Source organism: Polyangium sp. 6x1, assembly GCF_029946515.1.
In the GTDB taxonomy this organism is placed as follows: domain Bacteria; phylum Myxococcota_A; class Polyangia; order Polyangiales; family Polyangiaceae; genus Polyangium.
On sequence record NZ_JARZHH010000105.1, the window covers coordinates 1 to 25,460 of the forward strand.

19 protein-coding genes and 1 pseudogene are annotated in these 25,460 nt (G+C 70.6%); 11 read left to right on the forward strand and 9 right to left on the reverse strand.

Annotation, left to right across the window (positions count from 1 at the left end):
* Together QHF85_RS46180 and QHF85_RS46185 are read right to left on the reverse strand one after the other, a co-directional pair.
* Positions 1 to 263: pseudogene (locus tag QHF85_RS46180) on the reverse strand (hypothetical protein); the annotation flags it as partial.
* A 183-nt stretch (positions 264 to 446) separates the two neighbouring features.
* Positions 447 to 2,003, reverse strand: coding sequence for a protein kinase (locus tag QHF85_RS46185; protein WP_281333908.1), 1,557 nt, complete (start codon positions 2,001 to 2,003; stop codon positions 447 to 449).
* Positions 2,004 to 2,150: 147 nt separating this feature from the next.
* Here QHF85_RS46185 and QHF85_RS46190 point away from each other — a divergent pair, with 147 nt between their 5' ends.
* Together QHF85_RS46190 and QHF85_RS46195 are read left to right on the forward strand one after the other, a co-directional pair.
* Positions 2,151 to 3,680, forward strand: coding sequence for a ferritin-like domain-containing protein (locus tag QHF85_RS46190; protein ID WP_281333909.1), 1,530 nt, complete (start codon positions 2,151 to 2,153; stop codon positions 3,678 to 3,680).
* Positions 3,681 to 3,792: 112 nt separating this feature from the next.
* On the forward strand, positions 3,793 to 4,866 hold the full coding sequence (locus tag QHF85_RS46195) for a hypothetical protein (protein WP_281333910.1): 1,074 nt from the start codon (positions 3,793 to 3,795) through the stop codon (positions 4,864 to 4,866).
* Between the two features lie 452 nt (positions 4,867 to 5,318).
* Here QHF85_RS46195 and QHF85_RS46200 read toward each other — a convergent pair whose 3' ends face one another.
* Positions 5,319 to 5,966 carry an HAD-IA family hydrolase gene (locus QHF85_RS46200; protein ID WP_281333911.1) on the reverse strand — a complete coding sequence of 216 codons (648 nt, stop codon included), beginning with the start codon at positions 5,964 to 5,966 and terminating at the stop codon, positions 5,319 to 5,321.
* Positions 5,967 to 6,103: 137 nt separating this feature from the next.
* On the opposite strand from QHF85_RS46200, the gene QHF85_RS46205 reads away from it, so the two are divergent.
* Positions 6,104 to 8,260, forward strand: coding sequence for a hypothetical protein (locus tag QHF85_RS46205; protein ID WP_281333912.1), 2,157 nt, complete (start codon positions 6,104 to 6,106; stop codon positions 8,258 to 8,260).
* Here the strand turns inward: QHF85_RS46205 and QHF85_RS46210 are convergent, their stop codons facing one another.
* From QHF85_RS46210 to QHF85_RS46230, 5 genes are all read right to left on the reverse strand, one after another.
* On the reverse strand, positions 8,261 to 8,710 hold the full coding sequence (locus QHF85_RS46210; protein ID WP_281333913.1) for a hypothetical protein: 450 nt from the start codon (positions 8,708 to 8,710) through the stop codon (positions 8,261 to 8,263).
* A gap of 27 nt (positions 8,711 to 8,737) precedes the next feature.
* Positions 8,738 to 9,187, reverse strand: coding sequence for a hypothetical protein (locus tag QHF85_RS46215; RefSeq protein ID WP_281333914.1), 450 nt, complete (start codon positions 9,185 to 9,187; stop codon positions 8,738 to 8,740).
* The gene (locus QHF85_RS46220; protein ID WP_281333915.1) at positions 9,184 to 9,744 is read right to left on the reverse strand and encodes an RNA polymerase sigma factor; all 561 of its coding nucleotides are present in this window, start codon (positions 9,742 to 9,744) and stop codon (positions 9,184 to 9,186) included. The genes QHF85_RS46215 and QHF85_RS46220 overlap by 4 nt, the downstream gene beginning before the upstream one ends.
* A gap of 448 nt (positions 9,745 to 10,192) precedes the next feature.
* The gene (locus QHF85_RS46225) at positions 10,193 to 11,260 is read right to left on the reverse strand and encodes a hypothetical protein (protein ID WP_281333916.1); all 1,068 of its coding nucleotides are present in this window, start codon (positions 11,258 to 11,260) and stop codon (positions 10,193 to 10,195) included.
* A 31-nt stretch (positions 11,261 to 11,291) separates the two neighbouring features.
* Positions 11,292 to 11,915, reverse strand: a complete 624-nt coding sequence (locus QHF85_RS46230) for a hypothetical protein (RefSeq protein WP_281333917.1) — start codon at positions 11,913 to 11,915, stop codon at positions 11,292 to 11,294.
* A 91-nt stretch (positions 11,916 to 12,006) separates the two neighbouring features.
* On the opposite strand from QHF85_RS46230, the gene QHF85_RS46235 reads away from it, so the two are divergent.
* From QHF85_RS46235 to QHF85_RS46265, 7 genes are all read left to right on the forward strand, one after another.
* Positions 12,007 to 13,635: a YifB family Mg chelatase-like AAA ATPase gene (locus QHF85_RS46235; RefSeq protein ID WP_281333926.1), complete on the forward strand. Its 1,629-nt coding sequence runs from the start codon at positions 12,007 to 12,009 to the stop codon at positions 13,633 to 13,635.
* Between the two features lie 55 nt (positions 13,636 to 13,690).
* Positions 13,691 to 14,716: a recombinase RecA gene (recA, locus tag QHF85_RS46240; RefSeq protein WP_348652821.1), complete on the forward strand. Its 1,026-nt coding sequence runs from the start codon at positions 13,691 to 13,693 to the stop codon at positions 14,714 to 14,716.
* A gap of 66 nt (positions 14,717 to 14,782) precedes the next feature.
* The gene (gene ssb / locus QHF85_RS46245; RefSeq protein ID WP_281333919.1) at positions 14,783 to 15,295 is read left to right on the forward strand and encodes a single-stranded DNA-binding protein; all 513 of its coding nucleotides are present in this window, start codon (positions 14,783 to 14,785) and stop codon (positions 15,293 to 15,295) included.
* Positions 15,296 to 15,399: 104 nt separating this feature from the next.
* A complete protein-coding gene (locus QHF85_RS46250) occupies positions 15,400 to 17,028 on the forward strand; it encodes a DUF4215 domain-containing protein (protein ID WP_281333920.1) in 1,629 nt (542 codons plus the stop codon).
* A gap of 20 nt (positions 17,029 to 17,048) precedes the next feature.
* The gene (locus tag QHF85_RS46255; RefSeq protein WP_281333921.1) at positions 17,049 to 18,044 is read left to right on the forward strand and encodes an NADPH:quinone oxidoreductase family protein; all 996 of its coding nucleotides are present in this window, start codon (positions 17,049 to 17,051) and stop codon (positions 18,042 to 18,044) included.
* A gap of 43 nt (positions 18,045 to 18,087) precedes the next feature.
* The gene (locus QHF85_RS46260; protein WP_281333922.1) at positions 18,088 to 19,209 is read left to right on the forward strand and encodes an arginase family protein; all 1,122 of its coding nucleotides are present in this window, start codon (positions 18,088 to 18,090) and stop codon (positions 19,207 to 19,209) included.
* Between the two features lie 136 nt (positions 19,210 to 19,345).
* Positions 19,346 to 19,987 (forward strand): hypothetical protein, encoded by a 642-nt coding sequence (locus QHF85_RS46265; protein ID WP_281333923.1) that lies wholly within the window; start codon positions 19,346 to 19,348, stop codon positions 19,985 to 19,987.
* A gap of 1 nt (position 19,988) precedes the next feature.
* Here QHF85_RS46265 and QHF85_RS46270 read toward each other — a convergent pair whose 3' ends face one another.
* A complete protein-coding gene (locus QHF85_RS46270; protein ID WP_281333924.1) occupies positions 19,989 to 20,348 on the reverse strand; it encodes a hypothetical protein in 360 nt (119 codons plus the stop codon).
* A gap of 892 nt (positions 20,349 to 21,240) precedes the next feature.
* Here QHF85_RS46270 and QHF85_RS46275 point away from each other — a divergent pair.
* Positions 21,241 to 25,131: a serine/threonine-protein kinase gene (locus tag QHF85_RS46275; protein ID WP_281333925.1), complete on the forward strand. Its 3,891-nt coding sequence runs from the start codon at positions 21,241 to 21,243 to the stop codon at positions 25,129 to 25,131.
* Positions 25,132 to 25,460: the final 329 nt, after the last annotated feature.

A 25,460-nucleotide genomic window follows, 5' to 3' on the forward strand; every position in this document is an offset into this window, starting at 1 on the left:
GGCGGCGCGGCCGGCGCTGCGGCGGCGGGCGCGGACGAGGCAGCCGCCGGGGGGGCGGCCTGTGCCTTTGCGGCCGGGGGCGCTGCGGCCGGCGCCGCGGGCTTCGCGGGCAATGCCGCGCCCGACTTCGGTGCATCCGCTGCTGCGGGGGACGTCACGCTCGCCAGCGCAGCCGCGAGCCCGAGCGCGGCCCACGCCGCGCGACCCTGTTTCGGAGTGCGCCGGACCTCAACGTCCGGCCGTGCCAACCATCGTCGTTCCATGCGCCAGCATTGGAACGCACCCCCGCGCCGTTCACAAGAAAAAAGGTACGCCTCTTCCGTGCCGCAGGTTTCCGTCCTCGTCGACCCCCCGGTCGCTCGACCTCCCAGCCAATCCACGCCGCCCGCATCCCATGACGGAAGAATCTTTCGAGGCTGGTTTGTCGCCCTTTATCGTTCGCGTATTCAACGCGCCCTTCGCCGCCGCTCGCCCTTCGCTGCGCGCAGGCCCGCCTCTTCCTCGGCCAGCGCCGCGAGCTCCGCGCGCTCTTCCGTTTCCCGCGCGTCCTTCGTGGGCTTCGGGAGCTCCTCGATCCGTTTTCCTCCGCCCGCGATCCGCATGCGCTCTCCCCCGCGCTTTCGCTCGAGCTTCTCCCGCCGGATCTCGTGCCACAGGCGGAGCTCCGCCTCCTCCTCCGGGGTCGGGTCGACCGGGAACCTATACTTCACCACGTGCGCGGCGAGCCCGACGCCCCAGCCGAGCACCGGGAAAAACCACCAATGTCCTCCCGACGTCACCATGTCGAGCAAGAAAAAGAACACGCTGAAGACGCCCCACATCGCCGCGTGCCGCATGACCTTCTGCTTTTGGCGGGCCCGCTCCAGGGCTCTCTCCTCCGCGCGGACCGGCGCCGGCGCCGCGAGGGCCGGCTCGATCGCCGGCCGCAGCGCCACGATCGCCGCGCGCAGCTCCTCCTCCTCGACGCCGACCTCCCGCGCCGCCGCGGCGAGATCGGCATACGCGTACTTGCGCCCCTCCGCCTCCATCTTCGCCTTGCGCTCGAGCGCGAGCGCGATCGCCTGCCCGAGCTCCTGCGTGGAGTAACGCCCCGCCGTGATCGGGCCCGGCGAAGGCCGCGGCGCCGTGCGCGAATCGCCTCGTGGCCCCTTCGCGTCCGCCTCCTCGGCGAGCGACTCGAGCAGCTCCACCACGTCGTCCATCGACCCGTACCGCTCCGCCGGTGAACGCGAGAGCGCGCGGCCGAGGACGTCCCGCAGCGCCGCCGGCGCGCCCTCGGCCTGCATCGGCCGCGGCGGCTCGGACATCATCGCGGCCACGGTCGAGAGCGCGTCGTGCGCGTCCCAGGGCCTCGTCCCCTCGCAGAGCTCGTAGCCGAGCACCGCCCACGAGAACTGATCCGTCCGCCCGTCCGCCGCCTTCCCGCGCACCTGCTCGGGCGCCATGTACATCGGCGTCCCGAGCACGCCGCCCTTCGTGGTGAGCGACGCCGCGCTCGGTTTCGCCGTGGGCCCCGCGGGATCCACGGGCGGCTGGTTGCGCCGCGCGATGCCGAAGTCGAGCACCTTCACCCGTCCGTCGCGCCGGACCATCACGTTCTCCGGCTTGATGTCGCGGTGCACGATCCCCGCCCGATGCGCGGCCGCGAGCGCGCGGGCCACGTCGACGAGCCAGCGGATCTTGCGGCCGACGGGCACACCCTTGTCGCCGACGTAGGCGCGCAGCGTCTCGCCTTCGACGAGCTCCATCGCGATGAACGGCTGCCCTTCCCACTCGCCCGCGTCGTAGATGGCGATCGCGTTCGGGTGGTCGAGCGCCGCCACGGCCCGCGCTTCGCGGAGCGCCCGTGTCGCCGCCTCCTCGTCGCCGGCCGCCAGCGTCTTCAGGGCGACCTTCCGATCGAGCTTCAGATCGTGGGCCCGATACACGACGCCCATGCCCCCCTCGCCGAGCACGGCCTCGATCTCGAACCGACCCGCCACCACGTCGGAAGCTTTCAGCATACGGCGCGCGAGGGTAGCGCCCGCCGCGTCCGCGCGCGAGTCTTCGATGCGACGCGAGCGTGCGCCGGATCTCGGCATCGTCTTGCCTTCCTTTGTGGCGGCGGCGGCCGTACGATCGGACCTTCCACTCCACGAGGAGGACTTCTCATGCACGATCGGCTTGCCTTTCTTTCGTTGCGTCTTTCGCTCTTCGCCGCCCTCGGCCTCTCCGCCATCGCCTGCGGATCGACCGTGGAAAACGGCGGCTCCGGTGGGTCCGCGGGTGCCGGCGGGGACCCGAGCAGCAGCAGCAGCAGCACGGGCTCGAGCCAGGGCGGCAGCTCCGCCGGCTGCGTCGGCGGGATGCCCATTCTGCTCGCGGACGGCACCGACAGCGGCTACGTGCGCTGCGACGACGGCACGATCCACCGCGCCGCGGCCGTCGCGTGTGATCCCGCGATCGAAGCGCCCGCCTGCGAGGGCACCGAGGAGTACAAGCAGTGCACGACGGACGCCGATTGCACGGCCCAGCCCCATGGCAAGTGCATCCACCGCGAGGTGGAGTTCGAAAGCCCCGGGCCTTCCTGCGGCTGCGTGTACTCGTGCGCGAACGACGCCGAGTGTGGTGAAGGCTCGGTCTGCGTCTGTCCGGGCGTCGTCAACAATGGCGTTGCCTGGTCGCACTGCTCGGCCGTCGCGAAATGCACGACCGACGCCGATTGCCCGAGCGGCGAGTGTGGCATCACCTCGTTCAACGACGGCTGCTTTCAGCAGATCGGCCTCGCCTGCCGCGCGGACACGGACGCTTGCCGGCTCGACGCCGATTGCATGGCCGGCTTCTCCTGCGCGACGCTCCCGTACAGCACGGTCGGGATGCCCGGCACGTTCAACTGCGAGACGCAGAACTGCGCGATCGGCCGCCCCTTGCTCGTCGCGGGCGCGGCGCGCACCGCGCCCGCCTCGGCCCGCGTCGACTGGATCCTCGCGGAGATCACGCCCGACACGGCGTCGCTCGAACCTTCGATCCGGAGCGCCCTCGCCGACGCGTGGACCGAGATCGCCGCGCTCGAACACGCGTCCGTCGCGAGCTTCGCGCGTTTCACGCTCCAGCTCATGGCCCTCGGCGCGCCGCCCGAGCTGCTCTTCGCCGCACAACAGGCCGCCGCCGACGAGGTCGAGCACGCCCGCGTCGGGTATGCCCTCGCGAGCCGGTATGCCGATCGCCCGATCGGCCCCTCGAAGCTCGATCTCGCGGGCGTCCCGCTCGACACCGATCTCCGCGTCGTACTCGCATCCCTCATCGAGGAGGCTTGCGTGGGCGAGACGATCGGCGCCGCCGAGGCGCTCTCGCTCGCGGGGATCGTGCGTGATCCCGTGCTGCGCGAGGTCCACGCGCGGATCGCCGAGGACGAGCAGCGCCACGCCGAGCTCGCCTGGCGCACGCTGCGATTCCTGCTCGCCGGCGCCGACGAGGACACGCGCCGCTTCGCCCGCGCCGCGTTCGACCGGGCGATCGAGGCCGCGTCCGCGGACCCGTCGATCCGCCGCGCCGTCGTGGCCGAGGACGTCGGTCTTTTGTCCTCCAAGCAAATCGGCGCCCTCCGCCGCCAGGCCTTGCGTGACGTCGTGCGTCCCTGCGCCGACGCGCTCCTCGCGCCTCCCGGTGCGCCGGTCGCCCTGGCCGATCTCAATGCCTGAGCGTCTCCGCTCGCGCTCGTGACGCCGCGCGGCTCTGTGCTTCCCACCCGATAGCCGCGCGGTTCTCCCTTGACACACGCGCGAAAAATCCGGTCTGCTGGTTTCTGACCGCATGCTTCGCCGTGCCCGCGCCCCCATGGCCCTCGGCGGCCTCGCGCTCCTCGTGATGGGGCTCGCGGTCCTGTCGCTGGGCTCGCGATCGGCGCCCATGGCATCGGCGGCCGTGCAGACCGAGGCGCCGCATTCACCGCCCGCGCCTTTGCCTGCGTCCCCGCCTGCGAGCGCCTCCGCCGCGACGGTGCCCGCCGTGATGGCCCAGGAAGCGCCGCCCGCGCCTGCCGCGAGCGCAAAGCCGGGCGAACGAGCGGACGCCCATTTCGATCGTTCCTGGCGCGCGCCGCTCGCCGGCGGGCTCTTGATGTTCCCGCCGTCGTGGTCGTCGGAGGACGGCCAGTACGACCTCGTCCTGCACCTCAACGGCAACACGGACCTCGTCGAGGAAAACTACGGATACGCGGGCGTCAACGCGGTCGTGGCCATCCTGAACCTCGGCGTCGGCTCGGGCGTCTACGAGGACAGGTTCGCCGATCCCGCGGGCCTCCGCCTCATCCTCTCGCGCGCGCAGGACGTCATGGTCGCGCGTGGCTTGAAGAATGCCCGCCTCCGCCGCATCGGCCTCTCGGCCTGGAGCTCGGGCTACGGCGGCATCATCAAGATCCTCCAGCACGACGAGTTTTTCGATCGCATCAGCGCGATCGTCCTCGTCGACTCCATTCATTGCGGATACGACCCGCACTCGAAGGCGCTCAAGCAAGATCAGATCGAGCCCACCCGCCGCTTCGCAAAGAAGGCCGTGGAGGGCAAGACGCTGCTCTCGATCGTGCACTCGGAGATCGAGACGTACGGCTATCACAACGCGCACCGCACGACCGATTTCGTGCTCGACTCGGTGGGCGCCTCGCGCACGCCGACGAACGTCTTTCAGCCCTTGCCGAACGTCCCGGCGATGAAACACGTCGTGCCGAACGCGTACATGAAGCCGCTCGATCCGCTCACCGAGGCGCACAAAGGCGAGCTCCACGTGCGCGGGTATGGCGGCACCGGGCCGTACACGCACATGCTGCACCTCATTCAATTCTCGACGACCGCGCTGCCGGATCTCGTGGCGTTCTGGGGTCGGCGGTAACCGGAACGCGGCCGCCGCGCCGGGGCTCTGCCCCGGGCCCCGCGGGGGCTGTTCGCCCCTCGACCCGAACCAGGGCCAGCCCTGGACCTCTGGGCATCGACTGCGCGAAGCGCAGTCGATGCGGGGAAAGAGTTTCAAGCAGTTCGCCCCCCTCTTGGCAGGGCCAGCCCTGGACCCTTTGGGGAAGAACTGCGCGATGCGCAGTTCTTCCCACAGGCCGCCGCTGTACCGCGTTGCCCGTTGAACCGTCAGCGCGGCTGTCTCGGTCGGCAGGGTCGCCCGTGGTCTTGACCTGGCCCGTTCGATGAACTGCGCATCGCGCAGTTCATCGACCCCGAGTCCAGCGCTTGCGCTGGTCCGGGTCCAGGGGTGGACAACCCCTGGTCGGGGTCCGGGGTGAAACCCCGGCGAAACGCCTTCAGCTCAGCTCGCCGTTTGGCCTGAAAAACGATTCAGCCGAGGACCAAGGAGACGATGTCCTCGGGTTTTTCCAGCCAGTGCGAGGGCTCGGACGGGGCGAGGTGGGCGCGCGACATCGGGCCCCAGAGCGCGGCGCCGGTCGCGACCCCGGCGCTGCGCCCGGCGTGCATGTCGTGCAGGCTGTCGCCTACGAAGATCGTCTCTTCGTGCCGGGATCCGAGCTGCGCGAGGGCGAGATCGACTGGCTCTTTGTGTGGCTTTGGGTTCGTCACGTCGTCGGAGCAGACGAGCACCGAGAATGCATCCGAGAGCCCTGAGACGTCGAGCCCGCGCAGGGTGCTGTGCCGGTTCTTGCTCGTCACGATGGCGATCTTGATGCCCGCTTCGGCGAGCGAACGGACCGAGGAGACGGCGCCGGGGTAGGGGCGCACGCACGCGTCGTGGTGCGCGAGGTTGTAGGCGCGGTACGTCTCGATCATCGCGTGCACCGCGTCCGGATCGTCCGTGTAGCCGGCGAGCTGCGCCTTGAGGGGCGTGCCGACGCCGCGGAGGAGCACGTCGTCCTCGCAGGGAGGCAGGCCGTGGACGGCGAACGTGTGGTGATAACTGTCGAGGATGAGGCGGATCGAGTCGATCAGCGTGCCGTCGAGATCGAAGAGGACCGTCTTGTATCGGCGCATGATTGCCGCGTCATTACCATGTTCCCGTCCGGGCGCACGCGGCGTTTTGGGGCGGAAGGAGCCTCGGAGATTTCGGGAACTCGACCCGGCTCGGCGTGTCCTTGCCCCGACCGCCCACGAAAACCCGAGGCCCTTCGATGCGTTCGACTTCCCGATACGTTTCCGCCATTCTTGCGACGGCGCTCCTCGCGACGAGCGGGCTCGCCGCGGCCCAGACCTCGCCGAAGCCGCCCCTTCCGCTCAAGACCGTGCGCCTCTACGAGTCGGGGGTTGGTTATTTCGAGCGATCGGGCAGGGTGAGCCAAGATGCCGGGCTCGCGCTCCCGGTGCCGGTCTCGCACCTCGACGACGCGTTGAAGACGCTCGTCGTGCTTGGGACCGACGGAAAGACGAGCGTCGCGGGCATCGAGTTCGCGAGCAGCATCAGCGTGGAGAACGGTCGGGCGCTCGCTGGTTTGTCCGAGGGATCGGGCCCTGTGACGCACGCGAGCCTGCTCCGCAGCCTGAAGGGCGGCGCCATCGAGCTGCGCACTGCGCGCGAGACCGTGAAAGGAAAGCTCGTCGACGTGCTCGACCCCGAGGACGGCGAGCCGGGCCCGTGCGTGCCGGTCGCCGAGGGCGAGGCTTCGAAAAAGCCGGGCGAAAGCGCGCCCGGCCGCTGCGTGCCGCGGAAAGAGACGACGCTGCTCGTGCTCACCACGGAGGCCGAGATCCGGAAGTTTTTCCTGTCCGACGTGGTCGGGGTCAAACCCACGGATGCCTCGCTCGCGGCGCGGCTCGGCGCGAGTGCGTCCGTGGCCTCGCCGCAAGGCGCCTCCGCGCGGCGCGATTTGCGGGTGCTCGCGGAGAGCACGTCCGACGTGACGCTCGGGTATGTCGCGGAGGCGCCGGTCTGGCGCTCGACGTACCGGATGGTGCTCAGCGGCAAGGAGCAACGCGGCACGCTGCAGGGCTGGGCGCTCGTCCACAACGACACGGACGAGGAATGGAAGAAGGTCAAGATCGAGCTCGTCAACGGCCGCCCCGATTCGTTCCTGTATCCGCTCGCCGCGCCGCGATACACGCGACGCGAGCTCCTCACGCCGAGCGAGCCGCTCTCGACGATCCCGCAGCTCGTCCTGAAGACCGCGGACGCGATGTGGAGCGAGATGATCGGCGATTCGTTCGGCGCGGGCGGCCTCGGGCTCTCGGGCTACGGCGCGGGCGGGGGCGGGCGCGGGGAGGGGATCGGGGTCGGTAGGATCGGCACGATCGGGCACGGGAGCGGCACGGGCGCCGGCGACGGATCGAGCACGGTGCTCTCCGTGGGGGATCTCGCGCAGGTGGCCGAGGCGGAGGGCATGGAAGCGGGCGCGCTCTTCCGGTATTCGCTCCCCATTCCGATCGACCTCCGGGCGCACGGATCGGCGCTGCTGCCCTTCCTGCAGCAATCGATCTCCGCGCGGCGGATCGTGTGGTTCGGGAGCGTCGACGACGTCGGCCGGAGCGCGGCGCGCATCAAGAACGACACGAAGCAGACCTTGCCCGCGGGCCCCATTTCGTTTTTCGCGGACGGCGGTTTTGCCGGCGAGGCGCAGATCGACCGCCTGAAGCCGAGCGAGAGCCGCTTCATCGCGTTCGGCACGGACATCGACGTCGAGCTCACGCAAAACAACATGCTGGTCACGGACGAGGTGCAGCTCGTCGAGCTCCAGGGCGAGCAGCTCACCGAGCATTTCATCCGGCACACGCGCGTCGATTACACGATCGAGAACCGGAGCGGCGGGGCGCGCACGGTCTTCTTGAACCTCGATCTCGTGCGCAACGCGACCGTGAACGGCGCGGACGAGCTCGATTTCGACGTCGTGTCGAACAAGCCGCTCGCGGTGTTCGCGAGCGAGCCGCGATCGAAGAAGGTGCGGCGCATCGAGACCGACCAGGGGTTGTCCCGGGGAACGGCCGTGAGCGCGCTGAATCCGAGGGGGCTCCGCGCCATCGCGGCTGCGCCGAAATTGCCCGCGGCGCAACGCGCCGCGCTCGAGGAGGCCGCGAAGCACCTCACGGACGCGGAGGCGCGCGAGAGCCTCCTGCCGAAACGAAGGGCCGATCTCGATGAGCTCGTCCAGGATCTCGGCCGGCTGCGAGGCTACCTCGGCGCGACGCGATCGAAGAACGACGCGGAGAAGTTCACGGCGCAGATCCTCGAGAAGGAAGCCAAGGTGAAGGAGCTCCGCACGCGGATCGCGAGCCTCGGGACCGAGGTGGAGGGGTACCGCGGGCGGGCGCGGACGGCGCTTTCGAAGCTCACGCGGTGATCACGCGCCGGGCGGCTCCTCCTGGCTCGACGACGCCCACGTATGTTCGAGCCGGGCGAGGAGCAGGGGCCCTTCGAGACGCTCGAAGCCGGCCCGGAGCAGATCGTTCGCCGTCGCCGGCTCGGTGATCCCGTCCGTCGCGACGGTCACGTGCGGAATGGCATTCTCCGTAAAACCCTTCTCGACGAGCCTCCCGTCGCCGAGGAGGAGCCCCACCACCACCGCCTCGACCCCGCCGTCCTCCCGCCGCGCGTATCCCGTGACGGCGAGGGTGAAGGCGCGGCCGAGGTCATCCGCCGTGAAAGGAGGCGGGAGGTCGGCGGGGTTTTTCGTGCCATACCGCACGGTGCAATGGTGGGCGATCGGGCGGGGCAAGGTGCAGAAGCGCCGCCGGAGGATCTCGGCGGAGGGCGCATCGAGGACGAGCGCGAAATACCCGTCGGGGTGCATGGCTCGGCCAGAGCGTAGCGGAGAACGTCAACGCGCGCCGCGTGAAGCCTTGCGGAACCGCTCCAGGAGGACGGGGGCGAGGCGGCGCAGCTTGTCCCACAGCGAAGGAGGTTCCGCCGCGACGGTGTCGAGCGGCGCGGGGGCGGGGGTCGCGGGTTCGGCCGTCTCCTCGGCCCAGGCGACGAGGCGCTCGCGCAGCGCCTCCGGCGCCCGCATGTCGGGGTCGGGCGCGAGCGCCGCCACGACCGAGCGCAGGATCGGATCGGAGGCCGGCGCCGGCTCCGGCGGGGCGCTCGGCGGGGGCGTGGGCAAGACAAACGGCGCGGGCATCGGGCGCGGCGCCTGCGACGCGGCGGGCTTCTTGGGTGCCTCGCGGACGCCGCTCCGCGGGCGGACGAAGAGCGTGATGAGCTTCGCGAGCCGTTTTTTCGGCGCGGGCGCCGGGGTTGGTTGCTTCCTCGCCTGCGACGGCTTCATAAATCGCTCCCGGGCAGCTTGAGTTTTTCGATCAGCCGCGAGAGCCGTGATTTCACGGTCCCGAGCGGGATGGAGAGCGCCTGCGCGATGTCCTCGTAGCTGAGAGCCTCCTCGTATCGGAGCAAGAGGAGCGCGCGATCGGTCTCGTTCAGGTCCTTCACGATGTCGTTCACGCGCTCGGCGCGCTGCCTTTGCTCGATGCGCGAGATCGGGTCCGTGCTCACCGGGTCCGTGGCCTCGTCCGCGACCGGCCCCTCGAACACCTTGCGCTCCCGCTGCTGCTTCCGACGCACGTCGATCGCCTTGCGCACCGCGATCTTGACGACCCACGCGTGTTTGTCTTTGACGGACGCGTCGTACCGGTGCGTGCGGATGGCCCTGAGGACCGCCTCGAAAGCCTCCTGGGCCGCGTCGTCGACGTCGGGGCCGGCGTGGAGGACGCTGTGGACCCACCCGTAGATGAAATCCCCGAGCGTTTCCGAAGCCTCCCTGTCGCCCCGAGCCGCCGCTTCCAGCAACTCGACGGTGATGGGGTTCGTTGTTTGTCGCTTCGTCATCAAACGTTCCGGCGTGCCACGAACGCGTGGGGCGGATGGTTTTCCTCGGTAGCGACGTCACGACGTCGCGACGTCGCAACGTCGCTTCGTGAAACGTCGCCGCGTACCACGAACGAGGGGGGCGGATGGTTCCCTTGTTTCGAACGTTGCGACGTCGCGATGGCGTTTTACCGGGGAGCGGGCCCGGCGAGGGTGGGGCAGCCCGCCGTGCCGAGGGTCTGTCCTGCCATGCCAGAATCTGGTATACCGTCGTGACTGCATGACCCCGCACAACGTCCCTGGGGGCCGCGGGGTCCCGGGGACAATGCTGTCGGGGCGCACGTGGGGGGCCGGGCTCGCGAGCCCTTGAAGCCGCTCGGGGACGTTCCCACCCGCGGCCGCTCGCTGATTGCGCGTCCGCGCTGCTCGCGAAGGTCGCGGCCTTCGCGTCCGATGAACCTCCGGGGCTTCAGCGCCGCTCGGGCAAGACGATCACGGTCCCCTCGGACGAGAGCTCGAGCCTCCGCCGCGTGGATCCTTCCGTCATTTCGATCTCCATCTTGCCGGTCGCCACGACCCGCGCCGTGGGGCGCTTCGGCGCCTCTCCGGAGGGGCGCCCGACCGCGATGGGCGCGGGCCAGAGTTCTTTGCCGCGCTCGTCGTACCGCATGGCGAACACGGCCTCCTCGCGCTGCGAAAGAGGCCCTGCGGCCGAGCCCGCGCCGACGAGGACAAACGTATCCTCGGTATCGACCAGGATCCCGACGGCCGCGCCCGGAGCCGGCTTCCAGGGCAGCGTGAGCCCGGATCGGCCCCACGCGCGCATGCCCCGCTCGTCGATCCGCGAGGCACGCGCCTCGCCTTCCCCCGAGGCCACGACGACGTGCCCGTGCCCGGGCCAGTACAGCGCGGAGAGGGCCTCGCAATGGGGGATCTCCACGACCTCGTAATCGGCGAAGATCCCGCCCTCCGAGGTCCAGGTGCGGAGCGCCGCGAGCTCGCCCGCCGCGTCACAAAACGCCACGCCGACCGACGACTCCGGCCCACGCACCACGGCGATTTCCCGCACGCCCGGCACGATCCCCGCGAGCGGCATTTCCTTCGTCCACGCCCGCGTGCCGTCCGCCGCCACGACCAGCACGAGGGGTTTGTCGGGCTGGGATGAATCCTGGATCAGGAGGGCCTGACGATCCCCTGGCAGCACCTCGACCTGCAAAGAGAGCGGGAGACCCACGTTCGCCCCGAAATGGGAGAGGACGGCGTCGCGATGCGGGGAGAGGCGCGGGTCGTCTTCGAGCCGTTTGACCAAAAAGCGCTTCGGTTCGGTCCCCGGCACGGAGCGATCGGTGGGCACGTCGGGCGCGGGCGCGAAGTCCGCCGGCGGAGGCGCGGGATTCGCTGCGGCGGAGGCGGCGATCGGCGGGGCTGCGTCGGCCCCGGCGTCTCCGGGCGCGGCGCTCTCGTCGCGGCGGCATGCGGGGAAGAGCACGAGCGCGGCCGCGAGGAGGAGCGTACCTGACGAACGCCTTCGAATCATCGCGCGGAGTGTACCGCCCGGGCGAGCCGTCTCAAGGGCCGTCGAAGGTCGCGACCTCCGAGACGTACGCGTCGTCGCCGCACGTGCTGACGAGGACGAGCGAACGTGCGCGTTGCCGCGGTAAGGGGAAAAACGCCATGAGGCGCGTACCGCCGCCCTCGAGGCGCTGGCTGCCGGGCGCGACGAGCGTGGTCTTCGCGCCGTCGAGCACGACGATCGTGGACACGCAGCCCTTCGCCTCCGTGGGCAAATCCGCGGTGCACGACTCGGTCGTGCACGCGAGCGGGAGCGACCGCGGCGGCCGCGCGCGGGCCGGATCGAGGTCGAGCTCGGCGTGGAATGAGCCGTCCCGCGCCTCGATGCGGAAATCACGGCCGGGCAGGAGCACGAACGGGCGAATGCCGGGGACGTGGACGAGCAGCGGAATGCGGTCCGGATGCACGTGGAGCGCGCCGTATGTTCCGACAAACCGGCCCGATTCGTCCACGGGGAATGCGCCTTTCGCGCCTTCGAGCGGGACCACGAGCGCTGCGTCCGTCGCTCGATCGAGCCGGATCCGCCCCTCGACGTGGACGCGCGCGGTCCGGTCGCATCCCGCGATCACGAGCGCTCCGAGCCCGAGCACGACCCTGGATCGAACGAGGCGACGCCCCATCGGCGACGACCCTACCACGCGAACGTAGGCGCGGGGACCCCTGGCGGCCGCCAGGCGGACATCCACGCCGCCACCCTCGGTCGCCTCAAATCTGCGGGTTTTTCCGCGTTTTTCGGACCGGCATGCCGCTCGCAAAAGGGCGGGCATGCAGGCGACGGCCCTGACCTTCATTCTCGTCGGCCTCGACGCGTCTCCCGTGCGCGTCGAGGTGGACTCCGGCCGCGGGCCGGCGTCGTTCCAGCTCGTCGGGCTCGCGGAGGCGAGCGTGCGCGAGAGCCGCGTCCGCGTGCGCTCGGCGCTCTCGCAGATCGGCGTCGCCCTCGACGAGCACGTGATCACGGTGAACCTCGCGCCCGCCGATCTGCGCAAGAGCGGCGGCGCGTTCGATCTGGCGATCGCCATGGCGGTGCTCGGCGCGCTCGGCAAGGTGCCGGGCGAGTCCCTCCGCGGGCTCGCGTTCCTCGGCGAGCTCTCGCTGACGGGCGCGATCCGGCCCGTGCGTGGGGTTTTACCGGCGCTGCGCGGCGCGGCGGCGCGGGGCCTCGGGCGCGCCGTGGTTCCGCGGCACAACGGGGCCGAGGCGGCGAGCGTGCCGGGGATCGAGGTCCTCGTGGCCGAGCACCTCGGCGACGTCGTGGCGGCGCTCGCGGGGGAAGAAAAGCTCCCGTCGGCGGGGCCGCGCCCGTCGCTCGCGGAAAACCTCGCGGAGGCGGCCGTGGATCTCGCGGAGGTGCGAGGCCAGCACGTGGCGCGGCGCGCGCTGGAGATCGCGGCGGCCGGCGCGCACAACCTCTTGATGATGGGCCCGCCGGGCGCGGGCAAGACGATGCTGGCGCGGCGGCTGCCGACGATCTTGCCGCCGCTCTCGTACGACGAGGCGCTCGAAGTGACGGCGATCCACTCGGTCGTCGGGCTCCTCTCCTCGGATCGAGGCCTCGCGCAGGCGAGGCCGTTTCGCGCGCCGCATCACACGGTGAGCCCGGCGGGCCTCGTCGGCGGGGGTGATCCGATCCGGCCGGGCGAGGTCTCGCTCGCGCACCATGGCTGCCTCTTCCTCGACGAGCTGCTCGAATTCAAGCGGAGCGCGCTCGAGGTGCTGCGGCAGCCGCTCGAAGACGGCCTCGTCACGATCTGCCGCGCGCAGAGCCGCGTGACGTTCCCGGCGAGGCCACTCGTGGTCGCCGCGGTGAACCCGTGCCCGTGCGGGCTCTTCGGCGACGACAAACGCCGCTGCGCCTGCACCCCCGAGCGCGTGCGAGGGTATCGAGCGCGTTTGTCCGGGCCGCTCCTCGATCGGCTCGACTTGCAGGTGCCGCTGCCGCCGGTGGACGTCTCGCACCTCGGGGGCAAGGAGCGAGGGGAGGCGAGCGCGGACGTGCGGCGGCGGGTGATCGCGGCGCGGGCGATCCAGGCGGCGCGGCGGGAGGCGGGCGAGACGAGCGCCCTGACGAACGCGGAGCTCGGCCCGCGCGACGTCGAGCGGGTGGCGACGCCGGACGCGGCGGGCCGGACGATCCTCGGGCAGGCGGTGGAGCGGCTCGGCCTCTCGGCGCGGGCGTACGGCAAGGTGCTGCGCGTGGCGCGGACGATCGCGGATCTCGACGGCGGCGGGGCCGTGCGGGCGAGCCACGTGGCGGAGGCGATCCAGGCGCGGCTGCTCGATCGCGACGGCGCGGCGGCGACGCGGTACGCGCCGGCCCGGAAAAACGATTTTTCTTAGCAACTGGTTTCTGCGGCGGTCGAAGTAACGGGCAAGAAAGGCGGTTTTACCGATGATGACGGAGCTCTTGGAGAAGATGCGGACGGTGAAGACGGTCGTGGGTTCGATCGAGAAGCAATTCGGCAAAGGGGCGATCATGTCGCTCGGGGACGAGGCGGAGACGGACGTGCGGGTGATCGGCACGGGCGCGATGGCCCTCGACGCCGCGCTCGGCATCGGCGGCTACCCGCGCGGCCGGATCGTCGAGATTTACGGCCCCGAGAGCGGCGGCAAGACGACGCTCACCCTGCACGCGATGCGCGAGGCGCAGGCCGCAGGGGGCGTGGCGGCGTTCATCGACGCCGAGCACGCGTTCGACGTGAATTATGCGCGCGCCGTCGGGGTCGACACGGAGCGGCTGCTCGTCTCGCAGCCGGATTGCGGGGAGCAGGCGCTCGAGATCGCCGAGACGCTCACGCGGAGCGGCGCGGTCGACATCGTGGTGGTCGACTCCGTGGCGGCGCTCGTGCCCAAGGCGGAGATCGAGGGCGACATGGGCGACGCGCACATGGGGCTGCAGGCGCGGCTCATGAGCCAGGCCCTGCGCAAGCTCACGGCGATCGCGCACCGGACGGGCACGACGCTCGTGTTCATCAACCAGCTCCGGCAGAAGATCGGGGTCACGTTCGGCAACCCCGAGACGACGACGGGCGGCAACGCGCTGAAGTTTTACGCGAGCGTACGGCTCGACGTGCGGCGCATCGGGCCCGTGAAGGTCGGCGACGAGGCGGTGGGCTCGCGGACGCGGGTGAAGGTGGTCAAGAACAAGCTCGCGCCGCCCTTCCGCGAGGCGGAGTTCGACATCCGCTGGGGGACCGGCGTCGACGCGGCCTCGGATCTCATCGATTACGGCTGCCAGATCGGCGTCGTCGACAAGAGCGGGGCGCACCTCTCGTTCAGCGGCGAGCATCTCGGGCAGGGGCGCGAGCGCGCGCGGGAGACGCTGCTCGGAAACGAGCGGATCTTCTCGGCCCTGCGCGCCGCGGTGATCGCGGGCTCGGAGGCGCGCGTGGGCGCCCGTCCCGCGGAGAAGGCGGCCTGAGCGGGCCATTTCAGGAAAAACCATTCGAGCGATCATGAAACGACGGAGGACGACATGAGCGACGGCATGAACAGGGTGGTACTTCTCGGCAACCTCGGCGCGGATCCGGAGCTCCGGTACGCGGGCAGCGGGACGGCGGTGCTCCAGTTCCGGATGGCGACGAACGAATCGTTCCTCGACCGGAACCGCGAGCTCACGGAGCGGACCGAGTGGCACAGCGTGGTCGTCTTCGGCCCGCGCGCCGAGGGCCTCGCGCGCGTCCTCGGCAAGGGATCGTGCGTGCTCGTGGAGGGGACGCTGCGCACGTCGAGCTACGAGAAGGACGGGCAGAAGCGCTACAAGACCGAGGTGCACGCGCGGGACATCTGCCTCGCGGGCGGGCCCTCGCCGGCGACGCACCGCGAGCCCGCCGCGGCGCAGCGGCGTGACACGGACGACGAGGTCGCGCCGATGGAGATGCCGCTGCCGCACGAGGAGCCGGAGGCCTCGCCGGAGCCCGCGCCGCCGGCCCGGCCGCCGCGCAAGCGGAACGGCGCTCCGCCGCGCAAAGCCGACATGCTCGAAGAGATGCCGTTCTGAGGCAGCATGGTGGGGGACATGGCCCGGGACGCGGGAAACGCGTCCCGGGCCGACGGCTCGGCCCTTGTGGCAGCCCGGCCCTCGTGGCAAATGTCGGGCATACCATGGCAACTCGACTTACCGCGGCCCCGATCCTTGCCTTTCTCCTCGCAGGTTTTGCTGCTGCCAGCGGCTGCGGCCGATCGAGCCCGATCACCGGCGACGGCGGCTCGGACGGCGACGGAGGGTTCGCCGGGCACGGCGGCGCGGGTGGCTTCGGCGGTGTCGGGGGCGTGGGCGGTATCGGCGGCTTCGGCGGTGTCGGGGGCGTGGGCGGTATCGGCGGCTTCGGCGGTGTCGGGGGCGTGGGCGGTGTCGGCGGCGTCGGGGGCGTGGGCGGTGTCGGCGGCGTGGGTGGCGTCGGCGGCTCCGTGGGCTTCTGTGGCGACGGGAAGCTCGATGCCGGCGAGGAATGCGACAACGGCGTGCTGAACAGCGACACCGGCGGGTGTACGACCTCGTGCACGGCTGCGCACTGCGGTGACGGGTTGGTCTTCTTGGGGTTCGAGAGTTGCGACGACGGCAACCTGGTCGACGGCGACGGCTGCAACCACGACTGCGTCGTCTCCGGTACCGTGCTCTTCACGAAGAGCCAGGGCATCCCGGGGTCGACGGGCGAGGAGCTCACGAGCGTCCGGCTGGACAACAAGGGCAACCTCGTCGTCGGCGGGCTCGTCGGGGTTTCGGGCAACCCCGGCCATTACGACGGGTTCGTCGCCAAGCTCGATCCGCTGGGCAACCCGATGTGGTATCGGCAAGTGAACGGCGCGGCGGGCCTCGATGCCGGCATTTACGGCGTCGCGCTCGATCCGGCGGGCAACGTGTACGCCGTCGGGTACGAGACCATCGCCGACGGGACGACGGACATCGTCGTCCACAAGTACAATCCCAATGGCGATCCGATCTGGGATGTGACCTACGACGGCGAGGCCAACGGGTACGATTATGCTTGGGGCGTCGCGGCGCGCGGCGGGCATTTGTTCGTCGTCGGGGGCATGATGACGAACGCTGGCGGGAGCGATTTCCTGGTCATGAAGCTCGCGGGCCAGACGGGCGAGATCGTGGACCAGATGCTCTGGGATGGGCCTGGCCACGGCAACGACTCGGCGCAGGGGATCGCGCTCGACGGCAATATTCTCTACGTCGCTGGGTACGAGACGAACGAGGCGGGCTGGACGGACGTCCGGGTGGCCAGGATCGACGACGATGGCGGGGCTCCCGTCGAGATCTGGAGGCGCATCTTCAACGGCGCGCTGAACCACGACGATCTCGCGCTCGCGGTCGCGGTCGCTCCGGATGGAACCCTCTACGTTGGCGGCGGCGAGACCACGACCCTCGGCCTCGACGCCTGGCTGCGCAAGTACGATGCGAGCGGGCAGGAGCTCTGGACCCAGACCCATACGAGCCAGGTCCCGGCGGGCCAGGACGTGATCTACGCCGTGGCCAGCGACGCGAGCGGCAATGCGATCGTGACGGGCTACGAGATGACCACCGGCCTCTCGACCGACGTCTGGACCCGCAAGTACGATCCCACCGGCAAGGAGCTCTGGACCAACGTGCACAACGGCACGGCGGACGGCGCCGATTACGGCGAGGGGATCACGACGAATGCCGCCTCCGAGGTGTTCGTCGTCGGCACCGAGCTCACGACGGATCAGGGGTACAACGCCTGGATCCGCAAATTCGCGCCCTGAGAAGGACCCACGAACCCACGATGAAAGCCGTTCTTTGCAAGGCCTTCGGGCCCCCCGAGTCGCTCGTCGTCGAGGACCTCCCGAGCCCCACGCCCGACGCGGGCCAGGTGATCGTCGCGGTCCACGCGGCCTCGGTCAATTTCCCGGACCTCCTGGTCATCCAGGACAAATATCAGTTCAAGCCGGGCCTGCCTTTCTCGCCGGGCGGCGAGGTCTCCGGGATCGTCACGTCGGTGGGCAGCGGCGTGACGTCGCTCGCGGTCGGGGATCGGGTGGTCGCCTGGGCCCCGTACGGCTGCTTCGCCGAGGAGGTCGCGCTGGGCGAGGGGCAGGTGATCAAGGTGCCGGACGGGATCGACCTCGTCACGGCCTCGACGCTGCTCGTGGCGTACGGGACCACGCACCACGCGCTCGTCGATCGGGCGGCGCTCCAATCCGGCGAGACGCTCGTCGTCCTCGGCGCGGCGGGCGGCGTGGGCATCGCCGCGATCGAGATCGGCAAGCTCCTCGGCGCGCGGGTCATCGCCTGCGCGTCGAGTGACGACAAACTCGAGGTGTGTCGGGCGCGCGGGGCCGACGAGGTCGTGAACTACAGCCGCGAGGATCTGAAAGCGCGGCTCAAGGCGCTCGCGCCGAACGGCGTCGACGTCGTGTACGACCCCGTCGGAGGCTCGTTCGCCGAGCCGGCGCTGCGCGCGATGGCCTGGCGAGGTCGTTACCTCGTGGTCGGGTTCGCTGCGGGCGACATCCCGAAGATCCCGCTGAATCTCACGCTCCTGAAGGGTTGCTCGATCGTCGGCGTGTTCTGGGGCTCGTTCACGATGCGCGAGCCCGAGCGATATCGCGAGGGGCTCGCCGAGCTCTTCGGGTGGGTGCGGGACGGCCGCATCCGGCCGCACGTCGACACGACCTATCCGCTCGAACAGGCGAGCGCGGCGCTCTCCGCGATGGCCGAGCGGCGGGTGAAGGGCAAGGTCGTGCTCGTGACGGCGCGCGGGGCCGCCTCCGCGCGCTGACGGAAGTGCGCGGCCGGGCCTTCTGGCCTACGCTAGGCCCGCCATGACGCCGATCGAAGAGCTCGCCGTTCTCCTCCGGCCCGCGGGGGGCGGGCTCCACCTGGTCTCGACGGGGCGCGCCGAGCAGCTCGCGCTGCAACGCGCGCTCTACCAGGTCACGAGCGACGAGGCCGTGCAGCAAAAGCACCTCGAAGCGCTCGCGCGCATCCCGACGGCGCGCGTCGTGATCCTCGGCGTACCCTCGGACGTCGGGGCGGGCTTCCGGCGCGGGGCAAACCTCGGCCCCCAGGCGATCCGTTCGCGCTTGCTCGAAGAGCAGCCCGATTTTCCGGTGCGCGCGGCCGAGCTCGGCGTCGTCGACATCGGCGACGTCTTCGTCGTCCCCCAGCTCCTCTCGGACGACATGCTGAGCGAGGCGCAGAAGGCCGCCTCCCGCAAGGCGCTCTACCCGAACGTCCCCGCGGACATGGCCGAGCGCTTGCCCGTCTCGCCGCTCTCGATCGCCGAGCGCGCGCTCGACCTCGTGTTTCAGATGAACCCCGCCGTAAAACCCTTCGTCATCGGCGGCGATCATTCGACGGCCTGGCCCGTGGCCGCCGCGCTCGCGCGCGTGCGTCCGCCGGCGAAGGAGCGCTGGGGCATCGTGCAGCCCGACGCGCACACCGATCTTCTGGCCGAGCGCCTCGGGATTCGTATTTGCTTCGCGACCTGGTCCTATCACGCGAACGAGCTCTTCGGGCGGGATGGAAGGCTCGTGCAGGTCGGCACGCGGGCCTCGCGGCACGAGCGCGGCCACTGGGAGCAGGGCCTCGGCGTGCGGCAATTCTGGGCGGACGAGTGCCTCGCCAAACCCGAAGCCACGCTCGACGCGCTGCTCGCGCATCTCAAAGAGCGGGGCGTGACGGGCGTTTATTTCTCCAATGACATCGACGGGACGGACGAGCGATTCGCCGACGCGACGGGCACGCCGGAGCCCGGCGGGCTGGAGCCGGATTTCGTGGTCGAGCTGATCCGGCGGCTCGGCCGCGAGGTAGGGATCGTGGCGGGGGATGTCATGGAAGTCGCGCCCGTGCTCGGCCCAAGCCCCGAGAGCCAGCGGCGGACGGTGGGGCTCGCGGTGCGCTACCTCGACGAGACGCTCCGCGCGATGCTCGCGGTGCGCTGAAACGCATTCCTCGCGGACCCGTTGACAGCCTTTCGTCGGTGCTGTCTTCTCCCGGACCGGTGGAGGGTCCATGAGTCAGATCGAGCCTCGTCGTAGAATTGGGTGGAGCGCGGCTCCCGTCGTGATGGTCCTCGCAATGGGATCCTGGGGTTGCGCCAGCCTGCCCAAGACGGGCATCGAGACCACGGGCGAGCCGCTGAACGTCGAGGTTCGAACCGAGACGCACACGTACGTCACGCAGGCAAAGGTCGGCGAGGTGCAGCACCGCGACTCGTCCGGGCGGCTCGTGGGCACGTCGTCGCTCTACGAGAACCAGGTCGGCTCGTACGACGTCACGCGCTGGCAGGTGTTCCAGGGCGAAGAGCCCATCGACGATCAGGACTTTTTCAGCATCGCCGGCGACACCCGAACAGCGAACGAAATTGCCGACTATCGCGCCACCGGCGTGAGCATGAACCGGGTCGGGATCGGGCTCGCGATCGCCGGCGGCGCAGCCATGCTCGCAGGCATCATCCTCGGGTCCTCCCTCTCGACGAAAGATGAGTACGGCACCGAGTCCCGCCCCACGTGGACGACAGCAGCCGCGACCGGCGGCGTGATCCTGGGCCTCGTGGGCGGCGGCGTGGCCTGGGCCGGCTACGCGCGAACGAAGCGCGAGCACCCGATCGACGATCCACAAAAGGCAGCGAACGCCGCGCGCCGCTACAACAAGCAGATCGGCGAGATGCCCGAGGCCGACGAAGAAGAAGCGCGCCCGCGTCGCAAGCGGCGCCGGTGATCTAAGGTTTCACCTTGCCAGCAAGCTCGAACATCGGCGCATAAAGCCCATACATCGAGAGGCCAACCGCGCCGATGGCAAGCGCAATCCCGCCAAGGAAGAGGCCAACCGCCATCCCACCCTTGCCGCTCTTCCGCGCAAAAACCCCCGCCACAGCGATCGCGATCGCCCCCGCAGCCCCACCAAGCGGCGTGACGTGAGCGAGCACAGCGCGCGTCACGAGCGGCAAGACAGCCTCGCTGCCGAAGTCCGCATACATCTTCGCAAACGCCGAGAGCACGAGCCTGTCGAGGAGCACAAGGGCCGTCGCAAGCGAGGCGACGACCAGCGCAAGGACGAAGTCCACAGGATGCAAGCCCATCACGCGGGCTTCCTCAGGATCTGCCGGGGTCGTCACGGGCGGCGAGTGTACTCACGCAGCCCCCGTTGGAAAGCAAAGGGCGCGGTAGACCTCGAGGGAAGCGCTGCGCTGGGGCTTTGCCCCAGGCCCCAGCAGGGGCTGTCCGCCCCTGCACCCGGACCAGCGCCCGCGCTGGACTGAGGGTCGATGAACTGCGCTCCGCGCAGTTCATCGAACAGCCGGGGTCAAGACCACAGGCGACCCTGCCAACCGAGACAGCCGCGCTGACGGTTTTGCTGGCGACGCGGTACCTGCCAACGAAGACAGCGGCGCTAACGGTTCAACCGGCGACGCGGTACCACCAACGGCCTGTGGAAGAACTGCGCTCCGCGCAGTTCTTCCAACAAAGGTCCAGGGCTGGCCCTGGTTCGGGTCGAGGGGCGAACAGCCCCCGCGGGGTTCGGGGCAGCGCCCCGGCGCGGCGGCTCCTCGATGAAACCCTCGTCCTGATCGGACCCCGTCGCGTGCCTCGGCGACGAGACCCCGGCCCTGATCCGACCCCGTCGCGTGCCTCGCCGGCGAGACCCCCGCCCTGATCGGACCCCGTCGCGTGCCTCGGCGACGAGACCCCGGCCCTGATCCGACCCCGTCGCGTGCCTCGCCGGCGAGACCCCCGCCCTGATCGGACCCCGTCGCGTGCCTCGGCGGCGAGACCCCGGCCCTGGTCCGACCCCGTCGCTTGCCTCGTCGGCGAGACCCCGGCCCTGGTCCGACCTCGTCGCTTGCCTCGTCGACCAGGCAATTGGGTGAACGTACGTTGTGATCTCGTGTAGGTGTCGATGCCCTTTCACCCTTGGCGTAGGGGTGGGCGCCGGGTCTGGTCGCTCTGGGCGAAGGCAGGTAAGGGTGGGCGATGGAAGCCGGCACGGTCGTCGCGCAGCGATTCGTGATCGAGCATCTCGCGGGCGAAGGCGGCATGGGGGAGGTGTACCGAGCCACGGATACGGGCTCGGGGATGCCCGTGGCGCTCAAGGTTCTCCGCTTGGCGGGCGCGCAAGTCGAGGAGCGTTTTCAGCGGGAGGTCGCTGCGCTCGAGCGCCTCTCGCACCCTGCGATCGTCGCTTGTGTCGGGCACGGTGTGCTCGCTGGAGAGCGGCCTTGGCTCGCGATGGAGTGGCTCGAAGGCGAGGATCTCGCGCGGCGGATCACGCGTGGTCCGCTCGCGCCGGACGAAGCGCTTCCGATCGCGCGCGCGGTCGCGGAGGCGCTTGGTGCGGCGCACGCGATCGGGGTCGTTCATCGCGACGTGAAACCCCACAATGTGTTCCTCGTCGATCGCGATCCGGCGCGGGTGAAGGTCATCGATTTTGGACTCGCGCGCGTGGCGGGCACGCAGACGGCCACGCTCACGGGGGCGCTCATCGGCACACCTGCGTACATGGCGCCCGAGCAGATCCGCGGCGCGCGGGACGTCGACGGGCGCGCGGATCTCTATGCGCTCGGGGCTTTGCTCTTCGAATGCCTCACGGGGCAGAAGCCGTTCCTTCCGACGGACAACCTCCTCGGCGTGATCTCGCAGATCCTCTTCGAGCCCGCGCCGCGCCTGCGCTCGATCGTGCCGAGCATGCCGCCCGAGCTCGACGCGCTCGTCGCGGCCCTCCTGGAGAAGGATCCCGAGCGGAGGCTCTGTCCCGCGGGTGAGGTCGCGACGGCGCTCTCCGCGATCGATCCTGGGCGGTTCGTCCCGAGGCCCATTCCGAGCGAGCGGCCGCCTTCGCTCACCGGCGAGGAGCTGCGGCTCGTGTCGGTCGTGCTGCTCGCCGCGGCGCCGCTCCCGAGTGCCTCGCCGCTCGACGACACTGTGCTCGATCACCGAGATTCCACGCTCGTGCAGGCGATCACGCGCGTGGCGGCGCCGCTCGGCGGTCGCATCGAGGCGCTCGGGGACGGCACGGTCCTCGTGGCGCTCGCGGGGCGCGGGGCCGCGACGGATCAAGCCACGGCGGCGGCGCGATGCGCGCTCGAGATGCGAGCGCTCGGGGCGGGGCGGCCGCTCGCGCTCACGACGGGGCGCGGGAGCGCAGGCGCGGGATCGCTGTTCTCCGATGCGGCCGCGCGCGCCGGCGCGTTGCTCCGCCTCGCGCCCGCGGACACGAGCGGGATCGTGATCGACGAGACGACACGCGGGCTGCTCGACGCGCGGTTCGCGCTTTCGCGCATCGGTGAGCTGCACGTGCTCGTCGCCGAGGATCCTGCGGGGGAAGCGTCGCGGCGGGCCGCGGGTCGGGCCACGCCGTTCGTGGGGCGTGAGCGGGAGGTCGGGTACATCGAGCGGCTCTTCGAGGACGTCGTGGGCGAGTCGCGCGCCACGGCCGCGGTCGTCGTGGGCGAGGCGGGGGCGGGCAAATCGCGGCTCGGGCGGGAGGTGCTCGCGTCGATGCGGCGCATCGAGCCCTCGGTCGAGATCTGGGTGGGCCGCGGCGAGCCGCTGAGCGCGGGCGCGCCGTTCGGCTCGATCGCGTCCGCGCTCCGCGACGCGGCGAAGCTCCGTGATGGGACGGCCGCCGAGGTTCGCCACGAGGCGCTGCGCTCCTTCCTCGCGCCGCGCGTGGCGAAGGCGAACGAGCCGCGCATCACGACGTTCCTCGGCGAGCTCGTGGAGGCGCCTCGGCCCGGGGCCGACGAGGGCGAGCTTCTCGGCGCGGCGCGGCGGGATCCGCTCTTGATGGGCGATCAGATCCGGCTCGCGTTCGAGGATCTCGTGGAGGGCGTGACGACGTCGCGCCCGCTCGTCCTCGTGCTCGAAGACCTGCACTGGGGCGATGCTCCCAGCGTAAAACTCCTCGATCGTTTGCTCCGCAACCTTCACGCGCTGCCGCTCTTCGTGCTCGCGCTCGGGCGGCCGGAGACGCTGGAGCTTTTCCCGGGGATCTTCGCCGAGCGGGACGTGCATCACCTGCGCCTCTCGGGCCTGTCGCGGCGGGCGGCGGCGACGCTCGTGCGGCGGAGCCTCGGCGAGGAAGCGCGGGAAGAGGACGTGCAGGCGATCGTGGATCGCGGCGCGGGGCATCCGCTGTTCCTCGAAGAGCTCGCGCGGGCGGCGGTCGAGTCGTCGGGGTCGTCGACGCTGCCGGAGACGGTGATCGCGATGGTGCAATCCCGCATCGAGCGGCTGCCATTCGAGGCGCGGCGGATTCTGCGCGCAGCCTCGATCCTCGGCGAGACGTTCTGGCGCGGCGGGGTCGCAGCGCTCGTCGGCGACGCGCTCGGCCCGGCGGACGTCGATCAGTGGATCGCGCTCCTCTGCGATCGGGAGGTCGTGCAGGCGCGGCGGGAGGCCCGTTTCCCGGACGAACGCGAGTACGGCTTCCGTCACGCGCTCTTTCGGGAGGCGGCGTATGCGATGCTCACGCCCGCAGATCGCGCCGTCGGCCACGCGCTCGCGGGCGCGTGGCTCGAAGCCGCGGGCGAGACGCGCGCGGCCGTTCTCGCCGAACATTTCGATCAAGGAAGCGACTTCGAGCGCGCCGTCGTCCATCACCATCGCGCCGCGCGCGAGGCGCTCGAAGCCGGCGATTTCGTCGCGGTGAACCGGCACGTGGATCGGGTGATCGCGCGTGGGGCCGAGGGGCGTGTGCTCGGCGAGTGCCTCGGCTTCAAGGCCGAGGCGGCGCACTGGCAGGGCGCGTTCGAGGAGGCCGAGCGGCTCGCCGAGGAGGCGATGCGCGTGCTCGAGCCCGGCACGCCGCGCTGGTTCGATGCGGCCTCGGCGCTCGCAATCGCGGCGGGCAGGCGCGTCGCGCAGGACAAGCTCGCCTCGCTCTGCGCGACGCTTTCGGCGTTCGGCGCGCGCGGCGAGCAGAGCGACGCGTTCATCCAGGCGGCGATCCGCACGGGCCTGCAAGCCTTCATCATCGGGCAATACGAGGCCTCGCAGGATCTCTCGCGCTCGCTCCAGCCCTTCCTCGAAGATCCTTCGGGCCGCGAGCTGCGCACGCAGGCCTTGCTCCAGGTGCTCGCAGCGAGCCGGGCGAGCCGCGCGTGGCGGTACGACGCGACGGCCAAAGCTTTCCTCGAAGCCGCGGCAATCTTCGAGCGCGCAGGCGATCTGCGGAGCGCGTGCTCGCAGCGGCTCGACGCCACCTTCTTTTTCATCGACCTCGGCGAGGCCGAGCGCGCGCTCGGCCTCTGTCGCGAGCTCCTCGCCACAGGCAGCCGGCTCGGTTTGTCGCGGATCGTCTCGGCCGCACGGGGGAGCGTCGGCAGCGCGCTTTACTTCCTGGGTCGCCACGACGAGGCGTTCGCGACGCTCTCGGAGGCCGAACGGGAGCTCGACGCGCAAGGGGACATGCGCCTCGGCGGTCTCACGCGGATCAAGCTCGGCCGCTGCTTGCTCGCGCAGGGCGATCTCGACCGCGCGGCGGCAAAGGTCGAGGAGGCGCGCCGCCTGCTCTCGGGCATGCGCCGTTACGACGCGATGGCGCTCTCCGTGCTCGCCACGATCCGGCTCGCGCAGGGCGACGTGGCCGCGGCGCTCGAGCCTTCCGAGGCGGCGATGGCGATCCTCGCGTCGATCGGTCGTATGGGCACCGACGAGATCGGCGTGCGGCTCTCACGCGTGCTCGCGCTACGCGCAGCGGGCGAGCACGAGCGGATGCGCGAGGAGCTCTCCGTCGCGCGCGAGCGGGTCGCGTGGATGGCCTCGCGCCTCGATGCAGAGGAGGCGCGTCAGGTGTTTCTGTCGCGCGTCGCGGACAACCGGCGCGTGCTGGAGCTCGCGGCGGAGGCGGGGATCGTGTCTTAGCTGGAAGGCGCTTCGCTGGGGCGTTGCCCCAGGCCCCACCGGGGCTGTCCGCCCCTGGACCCGGACCAGCGCAAGCGCTGGACTCGGGGTCGATGAACTGCGCGATGCGCAGTTCATCGAACGGGCCAGGGTCAAGACCACGGGCGATCCTGCCAGCCAAGACGGCAGCGCTGATGGTTCTGCCGGCAACGCGGTACCAACGGCCTGTTGGAAGAACTGCGCGGAGCGCAGTTCTTCCACGAAAGGTCCAGGGCTGGCGCTGCCAAGAGGGGGCGGACAGCTTGAAAAACTTTCCCCGCATCGACTGCGCTTCGCGCAGTCGATGCCCG

Excerpts from the sequence above, each read along its gene's own strand:
- QHF85_RS46185 (WP_281333908.1), bottom strand. The coding sequence starts at position 2,003 with ATGCTGAAAGCTTCCGACGTGGTGGCGGGTCGGTTCGAGATCGAGGCC.
- QHF85_RS46190 (WP_281333909.1), top strand. The coding sequence starts at position 2,151 with ATGCACGATCGGCTTGCCTTTCTTTCGTTGCGTCTTTCGCTCTTCGCC.
- QHF85_RS46195 (WP_281333910.1), top strand. The coding sequence starts at position 3,793 with ATGCTTCGCCGTGCCCGCGCCCCCATGGCCCTCGGCGGCCTCGCGCTC.
- QHF85_RS46200 (WP_281333911.1), bottom strand. The coding sequence starts at position 5,966 with ATGCGCCGATACAAGACGGTCCTCTTCGATCTCGACGGCACGCTGATC.
- QHF85_RS46205 (WP_281333912.1), top strand. The coding sequence starts at position 6,104 with ATGCGTTCGACTTCCCGATACGTTTCCGCCATTCTTGCGACGGCGCTC.
- QHF85_RS46210 (WP_281333913.1), bottom strand. The coding sequence starts at position 8,710 with ATGCACCCCGACGGGTATTTCGCGCTCGTCCTCGATGCGCCCTCCGCC.
- QHF85_RS46215 (WP_281333914.1), bottom strand. The coding sequence starts at position 9,187 with ATGAAGCCGTCGCAGGCGAGGAAGCAACCAACCCCGGCGCCCGCGCCG.
- QHF85_RS46220 (WP_281333915.1), bottom strand. The coding sequence starts at position 9,744 with ATGACGAAGCGACAAACAACGAACCCCATCACCGTCGAGTTGCTGGAA.
- QHF85_RS46225 (WP_281333916.1), bottom strand. The coding sequence starts at position 11,260 with ATGATTCGAAGGCGTTCGTCAGGTACGCTCCTCCTCGCGGCCGCGCTC.
- QHF85_RS46230 (WP_281333917.1), bottom strand. The coding sequence starts at position 11,915 with ATGGGGCGTCGCCTCGTTCGATCCAGGGTCGTGCTCGGGCTCGGAGCG.
- recA (WP_348652821.1), top strand. The coding sequence starts at position 13,691 with ATGACGGAGCTCTTGGAGAAGATGCGGACGGTGAAGACGGTCGTGGGT.
- ssb (WP_281333919.1), top strand. The coding sequence starts at position 14,783 with ATGAACAGGGTGGTACTTCTCGGCAACCTCGGCGCGGATCCGGAGCTC.
- QHF85_RS46250 (WP_281333920.1), top strand. The coding sequence starts at position 15,400 with ATGGCAACTCGACTTACCGCGGCCCCGATCCTTGCCTTTCTCCTCGCA.
- QHF85_RS46255 (WP_281333921.1), top strand. The coding sequence starts at position 17,049 with ATGAAAGCCGTTCTTTGCAAGGCCTTCGGGCCCCCCGAGTCGCTCGTC.
- QHF85_RS46260 (WP_281333922.1), top strand. The coding sequence starts at position 18,088 with ATGACGCCGATCGAAGAGCTCGCCGTTCTCCTCCGGCCCGCGGGGGGC.
- QHF85_RS46265 (WP_281333923.1), top strand. The coding sequence starts at position 19,346 with ATGGGATCCTGGGGTTGCGCCAGCCTGCCCAAGACGGGCATCGAGACC.
- QHF85_RS46270 (WP_281333924.1), bottom strand. The coding sequence starts at position 20,348 with ATGGGCTTGCATCCTGTGGACTTCGTCCTTGCGCTGGTCGTCGCCTCG.
- QHF85_RS46275 (WP_281333925.1), top strand. The coding sequence starts at position 21,241 with ATGGAAGCCGGCACGGTCGTCGCGCAGCGATTCGTGATCGAGCATCTC.